This is a genomic window from Nocardia sp. NRRL WC-3656 (genome assembly GCF_000720265.1).
In the GTDB taxonomy this organism is placed as follows: Bacteria; Actinomycetota; Actinomycetes; order Mycobacteriales; family Mycobacteriaceae; genus Nocardia; species Nocardia nova.
Genome location: NZ_JOJF01000028.1, coordinates 12870 through 26748 on the forward strand (window position 1 = coordinate 12870; position 13879 = coordinate 26748).

Genomic DNA, 13879 nt, shown 5'->3' on the forward strand with positions numbered 1-13879 from the left:
GGAAACGATAGTTTGACCTTTCTATTCTATGCCTAGACGATCAAGTCGACATCCTTGGCTTCCGATACGGCGTCGCGCAGTAGCCTTTCCAGCTTTGATAGCTTACTCGGAATTATCTTAAAGAGTGCCCCATCCTTTACGGCAACACCCAGGTCGATAGCGAATGGACCTGCGCCGGAGCTAGCTTCCGAAACGCGTTCCTGGTTCACTTGAATTTCCTTTATGGTGCAGATGTGTATGCCATTCTTAACCATATAAGCCGAAGCGCCCGGCCTGACTGTTACAGAGACATCGGCGAGGCGTCCAATACTGCGCACGCCGGTTTCGCTATTCAACCACGAGCGATCAATGGTGCCGACTTCTGCGGCCTCGCGTTCGACTAAGCCGTTCAGGTGATAAATAGCTAGAGTGCGAAATAACCACAAATCATACCGGTAAACCGTCTCAGCAATCGCTCGCAGCGTATCAATATCTACTATTTCAGAGTCCGAGCCGTGGGCCACGTCGTTGCGTCTGTTAGCGAGATCATCTAGAACAGATTCAGCCGTCGTATACAAACCGATCAGAACACCAAATGGGAACTCGCCAAAACCCTCCTTGTCGACGGCTGAATCTTTCAGTTTGAAATCCAGTCTCGATAACACTTGACGCACGGTCCCAGATCTAAAGTTAGAGGTGTGCTTCGCCATGGCCTCTTCGTTGAGCGCGATGATGCCATCGAAGCAGGTAACTAAGTCGTATATCTCATTTCTCAATGAAACCGCATCCAGAGGCGTCACCTGCGCCATATCTTGCAAGCGCTTTAACGTCAGCGTGAGGTGTTCTCGTTTCAGTACCTCGGGCAGACTGTCATATGTTGAATACAGATCTTTCATCAATCGCGTGGTTACCGTAACCAGATCTCGAATAAAACGTTCGTGCGTGCTGTAAATCTGGACGATAGCGAACGAGTAGTATTGACGACGCCAAGACGCCCCTGCAAGTATCGGGGACATTGTCGTCGCAATCACCGAGACTGGATCAGGCGAATCCGCAGAAATCGCCCCCCGCATCTCCTCAAGACCACTCACGAGATCAAAAAATTCAGACAAGTCCTTCATTGATGCATGGAGCCGCAGCACCGGCGCCCGCAGGTCTGTGGTGCTCAATACACGAACCCCTCAAGGAACTCAGCGAACAGGATGTCTCGCTTTTCAGCGTCTCTAGCATTGACTTTACGTCCATCAAATTCTGCCGCGTGCTTTCGATAGAAATTCGGAAGTGCCTTGCGTATATCCCCACGCCGCCGCTCCAGCGCATCGCTCTTGTCCAAAAGATTGCTAAAAGCACGCATAATTGGGTCATAAGCTACCACCGTCGGATCACTTATCCAGAGCCACTCATCTGCGCGTTTTCTGTATAGCCAGAACGCTTTAGTCCCGAGGATACTCAAAGCTAAGTCGGACGCATCCCTGAATAACTCTTCCATCTGGTGGATCGTCTCAATTGGAAGTTTATTACCCGAAATTAGGAATTGAGTAAGAAACGCGTCAAGCCCTCCCGTCCTCGAAAGCCTGGATCGCTGACGATGCGCAAAGAATCGAAGGACGAGTTGCGCGTCCTCCATAATTCGATACTTCTTGTTCTTTAGCAGCTCCTTTGATGGCTGCCAAGTTTCCGGAGAGTGTAGCTCCTCGGAGGTGGGAATTGGGATATCCCACATCTCGCAAAATGACTGATGTCGCGAAAGTCTGATGCACGCTCTATTCAATGGTCCAGGGTGCAAGGCATTTCGCTGCTCTTGCGGCGACAGATCCTCGCCACCAGTGTTGATCCGCTCGAATACAAGTTGTTTTAGCCGCTCGGCTTCATTCTCATTTTTTGCTGTTTCGTGCAGGAGAACAATTGAAGACAGATACCGCCTGTCAATGCCACGCCGAACCTGTTCTGGAAGTTGACTATACTTCCGGCCGTTTAGTTCTGGCCATTCCCGTAGACCCTCAAGTGCGAACTTATCATCATAGAACTCCGCAATGGTTGTTAGACGCTGCTTGCCGTCCATGACTTCGAATCTAGAGAGCTGAGCCTCATACAAGAAGACTGGAGGTACCGGAACATTTATAATAAAAGACTCGATCAGTCTAGATCGCTTCTCGGCTCCCCATCTGGGGCGTCGTTGAAAGTCTGGTTGCAGATCGTAGTCAGCGCTTTGCACTAACGCGGGAACTTGCTTCAGTTGGTACCTTGCCTGCTCTACAACAATACGTATCTCGCCCCGAACATATTTATCGTTAATTGCTTCGTCGGTACTTGCGCTTTTTGGCACCAGCCCATGGGCGGAGACTCGCTCGATGCGTTCACCGGGAAGTAGCTTGTCATTGGACACTGGCAAAGCGGGGCTCCTCTTCTACATACAGGCAAGCTCACGGCATGAAATGGTTGCGAGCTTGTGCAGCGGTAACGGCCGCCAGCCGGAGCAGCAGTGACCCAGCTTCAGACATCGCTGCAGGTCCCTCCTTGCCCTAGTACCGAACCGAGCGTACCCGCTTGTCGGTGCTCGGCTGTACGTTGGGTCCTGTCGGCGAACCAGCCTGACATTGATACTCCAGGAGGGGCACATGACCATTCCCGTTGGGCCAGAACGACACCCACGTGATCTCGCCGCCGCCTGTTTCGTCGTGCTCACCGAAGAGTTCTTCGATGCAGATGGCCGACCGGTCCCGTTCGAGCTGCCCGACAAGAAAGACACTCAGGATGACCCGTTCGACCAGCTAATCCGCGATCGTCTGGATGCAAGACTCCCATCGGGCGTAAAGGTCCTCTCGTCAGGCAAGAAGCTCGTCAGTCCGGACCTTGTCGTTGCGCGCCCCGAGGAGACATCGCTCCTCATCAACGGTGGTGAGGAGATGGACATGCGTCGCATCATCGCAATAGAGGTGAAGAAGGTGAACGCTGACTCTGCGGGGAACGCAGCGCGTGCGAGTGGGATGGACTACAACTCGACACCGCCGTGCTCGCACGTCACTATCCACTCGAAGACGGGTCGTCTGCTGGCTGTTCCGGCTTTCTATCTGTTTGCGATCCACTCCCAAGTGAACGACAAGTACATTCTCCAGGGCCTCGCGCTTGTCAGCGGCGCGATGCTGAACCAGGATGTTGAGTTGTATACCAGTATTACGGGCGTTCGGCAGAAGAGCATCCAGCTAGGCACTTTCGGCGATGGCCTCGACCGGCAACGTCCGATGCTGGTGTTTGCTAATCCTCTCGGCTGGAGCTGGTTGCGGGAGCAGCCAACTCTGCTGCATGAGCGAGACGACCTTGCCGACGAGCAAGACGATTTGCACCGCGTCCGACAGGTGATCCGAACCGGACGCGACGGCACCAAGCACGAGTTCTGGGCCTACCGTGGGACGGCCGGCATAGTCGAAGAGGCTGCCATTGACCCGTTCCCCACGCCAGCGAATCGCAAGACGGAGACATCCCCTCGCGGCAAGTTCATGATTGAACTTTAGTTCGCCCGTCAACCACACCGAGCGCTTTGCATGCCTGGTTTGCCTCGTCCGTTGCGCGAATCAGGAGCTCAGCAATGGATTCCGTACATGTCGGATCCGTGTAGGCAGCGAGAATCGCGCCGCGGACCACGGATTGAACGTCACTCCATCCAACAGTGACGTCCGCGTCCTGACACTCTCGAAGCTCAGCAATGACTCGTTCAAGTGTCGGGCGCGGCCCGGCAGTGGTCTTGCGACAGACCACGATGGAGTCCAGGTTGGAGGGATTGGTTGCGGCGCTCTTCGGTGCAGCGACGCTCATTTCGCCCTTGACCGGTTGGACTGCGGTGATGACCAGGCCAGCGGCTCTAAGCGCTCGCACGACCGCTTCCCACCCTGATACTCGCGCTTGGTGGAAGGTAAAGGCCAGCAGCCCTTCATCTTTCATGACGCGCGCAACTTCACGCCAAACCGCTTCTATTGCCGAGGAAAACTCGTCAGCATCAGCCGATTGAACCTCCGATGAAGCCCGGGTGGTCTCTGTATCGGGGTAGCCCTCGAACGGCTTCAGCCGCCGCAGCCAGGCATGAAAGAAGTCGGCAAGTTCGGAGTAGTGCACGTTGTCGAAGTACGGCGGATCGGTGATCACCAAATCGACACTCCGGTCCGGCAACTGGGTTCGATCGGAAGATCCGCAGACCACCAGTGCAGCGTTTGGGTCGTCCATCAGCGTCGAAAAGGAGGCCGCTAGTGAGTGGCCAAGTGGTCGCGACAGCCCAAACGTGCGTTCGCCATCAACGATGTCATGTGGCTGCTGTTTGTACTCCCAGGCTCGAAGCAGTCGACTGTTGAACAGGGTTGAGAACGAGCCAGATGAAGCCGGCGTGCCCCACGGGTGGGCTTCGAGTGGTGCACGTTCTGGTTTGAGAATGTGATGCGAGAACATATGGCGGACTGCGCCCGTGCCTTCGCCCTTGTACGAGCAGAACAGGTTGTTGAACTCTAGGGTGCCCGAGAACAGTGCGATGAGAGCTTCTCGCTCCGCACTCACAGGAAGGTCCCGTATGGCGGCCCCCAAAAGACCTAACGAATAAAGCTGACGAGCGTTGAAGAATTGTCGCCAATCCTTGTAACCCCACGATATTGCTTGCCTCGTATTGTAGCCGTGGTCTAATGATCCAATCGGAAGAACGAGTTCATCGCTCGTGCTAGCTAACAACGCTTCGGCTTCGGCGTACAGCTCACGATCAAAGTCATCAATCGGCTCATAACGCTTCGTGCCATCTGCGCCAAGTACTAGCTTGGCATACATTTCCATTTGTGGTGGCATGCCCTTGAGCGCGTCGATAACTTTCGTGGCGTGGCCGGCGGGGCAAGTCATTTTCGCGCCAGAAACCGGGCCGTCAAAAGCGCCCGACCAATCGCAGTTGTGACATTTGAATCCGGTGTCACGTGACGTATCGACGACATTGACCGCATGACACAAAGGGCACGTCGCCTGAGCCCGCGGATATTTCTTGGGATATGCGTGGCGGGCAAATATGTACTGGTTGAACAATTTGACCGGAGGAGTCGACGAAGGGCAACGAGGGCAGGATGCAGTTCCGATCCAGAAGTAGTAGAGGACTGTCTCTTTGTTATGGTTAACGTGAAGTCGGTCGATCTCAGATCGCACCTTGGATTGCACCGTCTCATAGGCGGATTCAATTGCAGTGATGTCCCAGTTCGCGACCGCTTGGCGCTGTACAAGCGTAGCGACCGGGTTTATATCGTATCCGATAGCTCGACAGCCCATCTTGGCTGCTTCGACAAGTGTTGTGCCGGATCCGGCGAACGGATCAAACACGACAAGGTCTGGCCGGTTGACCGCAGTTCTGTATAATTCTTCAGCCTCGGACTCCGACTTAGCCATCGCCGACGCGATAATGCCGCGGAACACCGTGCCAAGTCTCTGGGCCCACCACTTGTGTGTATGCGTTGCTGGCCGATGGACTTCTTTTCGCCACGCTTCTTTTTCGGCAGCGGCTGACACCACGCCAGCTGGAAATCCGATCTCAAGGCTCGTGCTAACGTCACCTCGACCGGATTCGGGAGGATTGATTTCAGTACCATCATCCCACAACTGGAGCAACGAATTTCCCGCCGACGTTGGTGTCGCCACAGAAAACCCTCTTCCCGTCGAATTTTTCCGTTTATTGTACTTAATTTTTACGCGACCGAGTGCCTGCCTTTTTACCGTGCACGCCGGGACGGCGCAAATTGTGCCACATTCGGCCCATACCGGTTCACTGGGCCGCCTGCTCCGCACCTGGCTAACGGGCAGCACGCACGCCTGCCTTGACAGCTACCAGGTGCCGAGCCCGTTAACCTTCCGGCTGGCCGCCGGTGATGAGGGTGAGCCGGCGCTTGGAGCCACGAGGGGCGCGAGAGTGAGATCGGCTTCCGATACCAGCATCCCACCGGGGTCTGGCTGTCGCGGCACGACGCACCAGGCGAGGAACCCGATACTCAGTATTCCTCTGCCCGAAGGGCGGGCCTATGCGCAGTTGTCGCTGGAAGAGGCCCGGACGCTCAACGCCGAACGAAGTGCCCGGAGCGCGCAGGCGGATGTCGACCGGCACCGCTAGTTTCTGAACGATTGAGTATCTGCGCGCAGCGTGTCCGAGGAATGCCGGCGATGCCGAGCGATCTGCCCTGCGGCCTTGTGGCGTGCCGGTACAGCGCTTGGCTGGTCGGCGTTCTACGCTTCCCTCAACAAGCATTCCGATGATCACAGAGGACTACGAGTATGGCCAGGAAGGTCATCGTCGAGTTGATCGACGACTTTGACGGCAAGTCGAGAGCAGAGGAGACGGTGTTCTTCAGCCTGGATGGCGTGGAGTACGAGATCGACCTGTCGACTAAGAACGCTGGCAAGTTGCGTGGGCTCTTCGAGCAGTGGACCGAACCTGCTCGCAAGGTGGGCCGAATTCCTCGTGGTAAGAACAGCAGGACTGGTACCCGCGCTGTGGCCGATAGGGAACAGACGAAGGCGATTCGCGATTGGGCTAGGAACAACGGCTACAACGTGTCCAGCCGCGGGCGGATCCAAGCGGACATCATCGAGGCATACAACAAGGCGAGTTAGTGCAGGACATCGGCTGAGCCGGCGCTGCGAGTACCACTGATTGGCGCGGCCAGGCATCTGTCACAGAAGCCTTGTCCTGCAGTTTCTTTGGTGGTTTCGTGGTCACGAAGCTGCTCCATACGTTTCGGAGCAGTGTCGTGACACGAGGGGGATCGTTCATGTTGGTATGTCCTGAATGGTGCGTGGACCACCGCGAAGCGCCAGACGCCAACGCGCCGGACGAGGACGCAGCGCACTGGGGACCGAAACAGACGCTTGTCATCCCCCCTCCGCCGGGAGCGGACGAAATGTCGGTCGTGGTGCAAGCCTGCGCGTTCGATGATTTCGGAAGCCGTTGGTGTTGTGTCGATCTGGTACTTCCGGATGAGGATTGGGTCCAACTACCGCAGCCCCTGGCGTATCAGGCCGCGACGCTCCTCGTTTCAGCGGCGGACACTTGCGACGCCGTGGGATCGGTCGCCGGCCCGCGCCCCTCGTGGTGTGAATCCGGAAGCAGAACTCATCCCGACGATGGGTCGGCGCTCCACAGCAGCCCCAAGACGCTGCTGCGAAGCGATGAGCCGCCGGAGCGCGACTTGCTGAGCGTCCAGGTGTTCGCCGACGACGAAAAAGGCTTTCGCACTACAAACATTGACTTGTGGTTGCAAAGCGGAGTTGTCACGTTGACAGCCGATCAAGCCCGATTGCTTGCATGCCTGATCCAGGGCGAGGCGAAGCGTCTTCCGCCGGTGAAGACGTAAACAGTGTGCCGCAAGGTCTTTCGACTGGCGGCGCCTGAGACCCGGCGCCCCCAGCAGCTCGTCTGTTGACGTCGATTTGCTACGACAGTCGCCGCTTCGGCCACAACCCGCAGAGTTCAACTCGCACCAACGCGGGTGCCCGTATCCTGGGCGGTACAGCGGTACTCCGAGGCAGCTCACCTCGCCGCGCTGGACCGCGCTCGCCCTGGGAGGAAGGCCCATCATGTCGCGATCAAGCCTTAGAACTGTTTGCCGCACTATCGCAAGCGCCACAGCGGCGGCAGTGGTTTTCCTCGGCCTCGGACTATCGAGCCCAGCCGCAGCGCACGCGAAGTTCGACGCAATGGATCGGCTCGAAACAGCGAGGCAAGCACACAACCTTCTCGATGCGGGGTACACGGTCCCCTGGAGCGACTGCACCTACTACGTATCCTCTGCACTGTGGCTCGGCGGTCTCGCACCGACAGATGAGTGGACTCCAAAGACAAGCGATCCAGCAAAGCTTGCATCTCAAAAAATGCTCAATCCTGGCCCCAGCAAGGCAGCCGCCAATGCCGATGACTTCACCAAATACATGGAACGCACACGCACGGCCGAGGTCAAGCTGATCACATGGAGTGATCAAACCGCATCAGGAGCGGAACTGGGTGATGTTATCGCTTACCACTGGGAGCAGGGAAAAGCGGACCATATTGACCACCTGGCAATCGTTACCGGATTCACAAAAGATCACCACCCGACCGTCAGTCAGCATTCTCCCACGCAGCGTGACCGCTATTGGTCATGGTCATTGGAAGCGAACAATTGGATCGAGTTCGCCCGCCCTGGGTCACACGCCTACTTGATTCATTTTTTGTAAAATTGTATTCTATTGAATAAATGGAGAGATATACCGAAAGCCCATTAACAGGACCTGCTGCTGATCTAGCACGATCATTCGCCTATAATGTCAATTATCAGCCCGATGGCGAGACGGGCGTATTCTGGATACTTACGCCTGTCAAAAACTTGGCTGCCGCAGGCGATCCGACGGCCTCGCACTTGTGGTATCTCGTTCCCTTGCGAATGCATGGAGGGGCTACAGGTTTCCTCGATCTACGCGTGCTTGGCATAGAATCGTTGTTTCTACTGGGCCTGCTGGTTGTCGCGCCAGCGCTCTCATCCAATCGCGGGCCAGAAGTGCGACTCACCGCGACCGTGGCAGCCATTTTCGGTGTCACTTTTGGCATTTCGATATTTGCGTGGAATATTATGGTTTGGGGTTTCGATAATAGCGACCCGCTGCAGTATCTACCGCTCACCGCTACAGCCGGTCTCGCGATAATCGGGGTAGCTCTCAGCACTTATCTGAGAGGGCGCAATAGAAAGTCGGAAGCGGCTGCGCCCGACGATGGACGCGCTTTAGAGAAAAAGTAGCGGAAAGTTTCGGCTGCAACCCGGTACCCCGCGCTTGTTGACTCCTCCTGGCAAGGCACCTGAGCGCCGCCTGGCTCCCATTTAGAAATCCACTGCCGGGCCGGTCGCGTCATGGTCCCGACTGAGCGTCCATACGAACCCGACGCCGCTTCTGGGAAAGGCCCACCCGTCGAATCCGACTCTGACTGTCTTGCCGGGCACTGAATCTGGGCTGCGTTCGATCCGAGCGGTACGACTGCTGGCGATGAAGTCCAGGACTCTGACGCGTTCGATGTCGCAGTCGCTGTAGTCGAGCTCGACGGTGATGCCGCGGGTGGGTTGCTCAATGTCGATGTAGAGCAGGTTGCCTCGCTGTTCGGTGACGGTTCGATAGGTGTAGGCGACAGTCACCGGTTCCTCGGCCTGCCTCGCATCGAGGCCGAGGTCCACGCTGTACACCTGCCCGCCTTTGCGGGCGGCGCGACGGATCGGTCGTTCTACGCCGTCCACACTGAACTGAACCAACTCGAACGCCGCGGGTTTGGTGGGATCGACCCCTGGCTTCGGAACAAGCACCCATGCCGAGGTGCCGTCGTGACCGTTCGTAAGGTCGAGGTATTCACGGCGGTTGGCGACGACAGCAAAGTGCCGGCTGTGATGTTTCGGCACCACCGTGTACTCCCAGCGCACGCTGACGCCGAACAGATTTGAGTCGGCCGACTCAGCATGAGCATCAGGTTTCGCCCCACCTACACCAGAAAGCGGCGTCAGTCGAATCTCGACGGTGGCGTCGTGCCAGCGTTCGGGGGCACGCACTGCTTGGTCCCGAACATCTTGGTAGACCTCGTCGGCGAAGGTGGCGTCACCGAGCCTGAGCGCCAAACTATTTCGGATGATGTCGTCGAGAGTCTCCGGGCTGGCGACGCGGGCCAGATCTTGGTTGCCGAAGGCGAATCCGTCGATGACTGCATCGCGCATGGCTGGAGCAGAGTCCGCGAGAACCCGCTTCAGTCGGGCGGTGTCCCGCTGATCGCGGTCCTTCCCTGTGAAATAGTCGATGCCGAGGCCGAGCACGCCGGCCACGAGCAAGGTTCCGCCGACCTCACTCCAGGGAAAGAAGTTGAGCCATACCAGATTTGGTAGGGACGGTAGCTGCTTGCCGAAGACCATGAGCGCCACACCGCCACCCGCCACAACGATCGCGACGATGATGGTCTGCAGTTTGTTGATGCGCTCAAGATTGTCCTGCATAACTTACCTACATTGTAGCAATACAGGATCGTCATGCCAACGCTAAAAGCGCAGGGCCGCAACGGAATACGGTCCGTTGCGGCCCTCTCGTTTGGCCATTGCTAGCCGTTTAGTCGCCGTCGCCGCCCATGGTTCACCTCCCGCCACCCCGGAACGCCTGGCCCGAAATGGCCAAGCAGGCAATATCCTAAATTGGGATATTCGCTTTCGCAAGGTGCGGTTGACCTTGTGGAAAAGTCGATATATTCGGCCGAGTACCAGCGGTTATGCGGCTTCCTTCGGCAGTTGCGGCGCGAAGCTGGGCTGACACAGGTGCAGGTCGCGGAGCGGCTCGACGTGCCTCAATCCTTCGTCAGCAAGTACGAATCTGGCGAGCGGCGCTTGGACGCCATCGAGCTGCTGCATGTGGTGCGGGCACTCGACTCGACGCTCCTGCGGGTCGCCACGTTCATCGAGGACGAGGCGTAGCAGGGCCCTCTGGATGTATGGTGCGCCGGCTAGCTCTCTCAACGTGGATCCGCCATCGCTACAAAAGACCGGCGACCAGGTCTCCGTCACCTATGGCCAGCGCCGCCGTCGCGTCACATAGACAACGCGAACCTCGGACGGGTCGAGCGGCCGATCCACCACCGGCCGCACAGATTCCGGCGTGATGCGATCTTGCTCGTACTCCTCCTCCAGATACTTCGCCGAATATTCGTCGTGCTGCCTGATGGTGTCGATTAAGCGGGCGACGAGGATGTCGAGGCGCTCGACTTCAGCCTCGGCCGCGGTGAGGCGCTCGTGGAAGTTCACGGCTCGGTGTCCGCACCACTGGCGCAGGAGCTCATGTCGAGGCCGAACTTTCCGACGGTAGTAGGCGTACTCCCATTCAGGAGGCGAAAACTGTTCCCCAGACCCGTCATACGCCTGGTACGTGCGCCCCCGTTTGCACAGCTCCCGCTGGTCTGACTCCTCTTGAACAACCAGTTCGAGGATCGGCGTCGGGTTCTGGCGACAGGCGAGCTCCGCGACAAGTTCCCCTGCGGCCGGTGACAAGTAGACCGTGCCTTCTGCTTGGAACCAAGCAACGGTCTTGGTCACTTCCTCGATCGACGTACCGAGAATCGCCTCTAGCGCAGATGAATCGCGAACTTCGATGTGGTCTCTGAGCGGCTGCCCCTCGATCTCGGCAACCTCATCCGGAATGAGCAGCTTGAAGACCTGCGCCACAGCCAGCAGCATGGTGTCATCGCTCGGGTTGAAGTCGTCCTCATTGAGACGCTCCCAGTTCGCCCACCACCAGTCATACTTTTCGACCTGCGCCCACGGCCCCTTCAATCGCGCACCAGGGACGTTCTCGCAGGCGCCTTGCTGATCCCCGTCCAGAAATTCAATATCCACGCGGGAGGTGGTCCGCTTTCGCTGGATGTCCAGAATCCGGACCCGCTGTGACGGCGCGAAATCCCGAACCCGGTAGATGTACTCGTCGCCGATCTCCATGGTTGTCAGCATGACGCGCCTTGGGCTGGCGTGTCGGCGTTACCGGAAGACGAACCGGGCCTCCAGCCACTTGGTGCCTACTTCGCGGTCCCGTCGACGTATGCAGTCACCGCCGGCTTGTCGTAATCCTGGAACAACACGGCGAACGGCGTTGCCGTTGAGGGGATTTCGTAGACCCACATCATGCGCGAGCTGAAGCCTGGCTGTAGGTTCGCGTTGCACTCGGGGTTGCCGACGATATAGGCGAGGTCGTGGACGGTGTCGAATTCGCGGCGCTGGGTGTCGTACAGCTTATTCACGATCGGATAGCCACAGGTCAGGTCCATCGACTTGGTCCCGGTGTTCTCGACATTAGCGTCGACGACGATGAACTTGCCGCCAGCTTGCGGCGAGCGATCCTCAGCCCCGTAATACGTCTTGTTTGCGCGCAGAAAGTTGGTCGTTGTCACCGACGTGACGGTGATCTTCGCCGAATTCAACACCGCAGGGGTTCCTTGCGGAAGCAAGTTCGATCCGGTCTGCGCGGCGGTCGTCGCGGCGGCCGTGGGGGCCGTCGTAATGGCATACCGCTGCGACGATGTGACTGGTGCCGCCGAGGTGCCGTCCGAATCGGAAAGTGCGATGAAGACGGCACTTGCGACGCCGGCGCCGGCGACGACTGCTAGCACGATCGACAGCACAAGCACGCGGGTGCTGTGCCCGATGGCGGGTGCTGAGGCGGCTGGTTCGGTATCCGACGACATAGAGTGGTCACTCCACTGAGTAGGGATTGAGCAACTGTCTGTCGTTCGGGGCCAAAGAGAACGTTACGAGCACCACGGCCCTCACGTGCGTCCAACAAGACAGAGGTCGACGTCGATCACCCTGTCCGGCAGTCATCTCGTTCTATGCCTCAACTGTTCCTGACCCTTCGGAGGCAACCTCCACAGTTGCGGTCGCCCGGTCCGCATGAGCTGTAGCGACTCCTGACAAGCGAGGCATACGTGTCTCGTACAGCTTGTTATCGCGAAGCATCGCCCAGAGCACGTTGGAGCGTCGGCGCGCCAGAGACAAGACGGCTTGGATGTGGTGTTTGCCTTCCCCGATCTTCCGGTCGTAGTACGCCTTCGAGGTCGCGTCGTAGCGCACGGCCTGATAGGCGGACAGATAGCAGGCACGAAGGAGCCGGCGGTCGTACCGATACGGGCGCCGGTGCTTGTGCCTCCGGTCGCCGGAATCCCGTGCTACCGGGGCCAATCCGGAAGCTGCGGCCAGTTGGTTAGCGCTCGCGTACAGGCGCATGTCGCCCCCGCTCGCAGCGATGAATTCGGCGCCAAGCGTGATACCGAAGCCAGGCATACTCGTAATCAGGGTTGCGTAGCGATGCCGGGCGAAGCAGGTCGCGATTTCGTCCTCAATCACGGAAGCCCGCGTCTTGAGCTCCAAGATGTCCCGTGCCTGGTCTCGAACCAGGGTGGACGCAACGTTTCGTCCGGGAAGCAAGACCTGCTGCGCAGCAGCAGCTTCGACTGCCTTGGTGGCAACCTTGAAGGAGATGCGAGCGCCGGCCTCACGTAGCCATTCGGCGATCGCCGTCACGCCAGCGTCCCGAACGGAATCTGGGGTGTTGAATTGAGTCAGCAGAAGCAGCGCCCCCTGAGAGTGCGCGAAATCGAAGGTCGATTCCAACGCGGGAAACGATTCCACCAACAGGTGCCGCAGCCGATTGACCGCCCGAGCGCGATCCTCAACCAGGGAAGTCCGCTTGGTGATGAGCAGACGCAGCTCCGCGGTGACGGGATCGACAGCCCGAAGCGGTTGGAGGTCGTGTCGGATGCGGGCGTGGTCGGCGATGATCGCGGCATCCTTGGCGTCGGACTTTTGTTCGCTCGGGTACGTCGACGCGACGAAATGGAACGTCCGACCGGGCAGGTAAACGACCTGCCGACGCTTCTGATGTAGGAGGGTCACCAAAACTGTTGCTGCACCACGATTTATATCGACCGCCCAGGTGACCCTGCTGTTTGTTTGAAGGGTCGTCACTGCGTCGATGAGCGCCAGGAGGTCGGCTTCGGTGTTGGCGACTCGCTGCGAAAATAGCTTGGCGCCACCGTTGTCGATGACCACGCAGTGGTGGGCGCGCTTCCCGACATCAACACCTGCCCAGAGCTGCCGCCTACCCATACGTCGTCCTCTCCGACTTACACGTTGAGCGGTGGCCCGTGCGTGATGAAAGTAGCGATCCGCGCCGTCCTACCAAAGCAATGGGGCCACCGGTGGAGCAACGGCATGAGCTCCATCCGATCAGCCATGGTCGGCAGTGCGTGACCAGCCATCATCGATGCTCCATGAACTATTCGGCGCCGTGCGGGTCGCGTATTGGGCTGCATTACAAGATCTTTCAGATGACAGAACGGGTAGCACGACTTGTAACC

Annotated in this window: 13 protein-coding genes; 6 read left to right on the forward strand and 7 right to left on the reverse strand. The window is 58.1% G+C overall.

Features of this window, described 5'->3' with window-relative positions:
* Positions 1-32 precede the first annotated feature (32 nt).
* Together IG65_RS0127700 and IG65_RS37210 are read right to left on the reverse strand one after the other, a co-directional pair.
* Positions 33-1148: an MAE_28990/MAE_18760 family HEPN-like nuclease gene (locus tag IG65_RS0127700; protein ID WP_146165338.1), complete on the reverse strand. Its 1116-nt coding sequence runs from the start codon at positions 1146-1148 to the stop codon at positions 33-35.
* Complete coding sequence (locus IG65_RS37210; protein ID WP_167356716.1) at positions 1145-2365, reverse strand: DUF262 domain-containing protein; 1221 nt, start codon at positions 2363-2365, stop codon at positions 1145-1147. The genes IG65_RS0127700 and IG65_RS37210 overlap by 4 nt, the downstream gene beginning before the upstream one ends.
* Positions 2366-2597: 232 nt before the next feature.
* Here IG65_RS37210 and IG65_RS0127705 point away from each other — a divergent pair, with 232 nt between their 5' ends.
* A complete protein-coding gene (locus IG65_RS0127705) occupies positions 2598-3491 on the forward strand; it encodes a hypothetical protein (protein WP_146165337.1) in 894 nt (297 codons plus the stop codon).
* On the opposite strand, the gene IG65_RS37215 is transcribed toward IG65_RS0127705, so the two are convergent.
* Positions 3475-5601, reverse strand: a complete 2127-nt coding sequence (locus IG65_RS37215) for a DNA methyltransferase (RefSeq protein WP_081879818.1) — start codon at positions 5599-5601, stop codon at positions 3475-3477. The genes IG65_RS0127705 and IG65_RS37215 overlap by 17 nt on opposite strands.
* Positions 5602-6258: 657 nt before the next feature.
* Here IG65_RS37215 and IG65_RS0127710 point away from each other — a divergent pair.
* The 4 genes from IG65_RS0127710 to IG65_RS38010 all read left to right on the forward strand — a co-directional run bounded on the left by IG65_RS0127710 (position 6259) and on the right by IG65_RS38010 (position 8753).
* Positions 6259-6597 carry an Lsr2 family protein gene (locus IG65_RS0127710; protein WP_030517893.1) on the forward strand — a complete coding sequence of 113 codons (339 nt, stop codon included), beginning with the start codon at positions 6259-6261 and terminating at the stop codon, positions 6595-6597.
* A gap of 287 nt (positions 6598-6884) precedes the next feature.
* Positions 6885-7337, forward strand: a complete 453-nt coding sequence (locus IG65_RS0127715) for a hypothetical protein (protein ID WP_156055799.1) — start codon at positions 6885-6887, stop codon at positions 7335-7337.
* A 343-nt stretch (positions 7338-7680) separates the two neighbouring features.
* Positions 7681-8196, forward strand: coding sequence for an amidase domain-containing protein (locus IG65_RS37220; RefSeq protein WP_167356717.1), 516 nt, complete (start codon positions 7681-7683; stop codon positions 8194-8196).
* Positions 8197-8216: 20 nt separating this feature from the next.
* Positions 8217-8753 carry a hypothetical protein gene (locus IG65_RS38010; protein WP_156055800.1) on the forward strand — a complete coding sequence of 179 codons (537 nt, stop codon included), beginning with the start codon at positions 8217-8219 and terminating at the stop codon, positions 8751-8753.
* Positions 8754-8834: 81 nt separating this feature from the next.
* Here IG65_RS38010 and IG65_RS0127720 read toward each other — a convergent pair whose 3' ends face one another.
* Positions 8835-9983, reverse strand: a complete 1149-nt coding sequence (locus tag IG65_RS0127720) for a hypothetical protein (protein ID WP_030517895.1) — start codon at positions 9981-9983, stop codon at positions 8835-8837.
* A gap of 192 nt (positions 9984-10175) precedes the next feature.
* Between IG65_RS0127720 and IG65_RS0127725 the strand changes: the two genes are divergently transcribed.
* Positions 10176-10451 (forward strand): helix-turn-helix domain-containing protein, encoded by a 276-nt coding sequence (locus IG65_RS0127725; protein ID WP_231509469.1) that lies wholly within the window; start codon positions 10176-10178, stop codon positions 10449-10451.
* Between the two features lie 90 nt (positions 10452-10541).
* Here IG65_RS0127725 and IG65_RS35195 read toward each other — a convergent pair whose 3' ends face one another.
* The 3 genes from IG65_RS35195 to IG65_RS0127740 form a co-directional block, all read right to left on the reverse strand.
* Entirely contained in the window at positions 10542-11465 is a 924-nt protein-coding gene (locus tag IG65_RS35195) for a hypothetical protein (protein ID WP_231509471.1), read from the reverse strand.
* Positions 11466-11542: 77 nt separating this feature from the next.
* Entirely contained in the window at positions 11543-12208 is a 666-nt protein-coding gene (locus tag IG65_RS0127735; protein WP_156055801.1) for a DUF4352 domain-containing protein, read from the reverse strand.
* 142 nt (positions 12209-12350) lie between these two features.
* A complete protein-coding gene (locus IG65_RS0127740; RefSeq protein ID WP_063833787.1) occupies positions 12351-13628 on the reverse strand; it encodes an IS110 family transposase in 1278 nt (425 codons plus the stop codon).
* Positions 13629-13879: the final 251 nt, after the last annotated feature.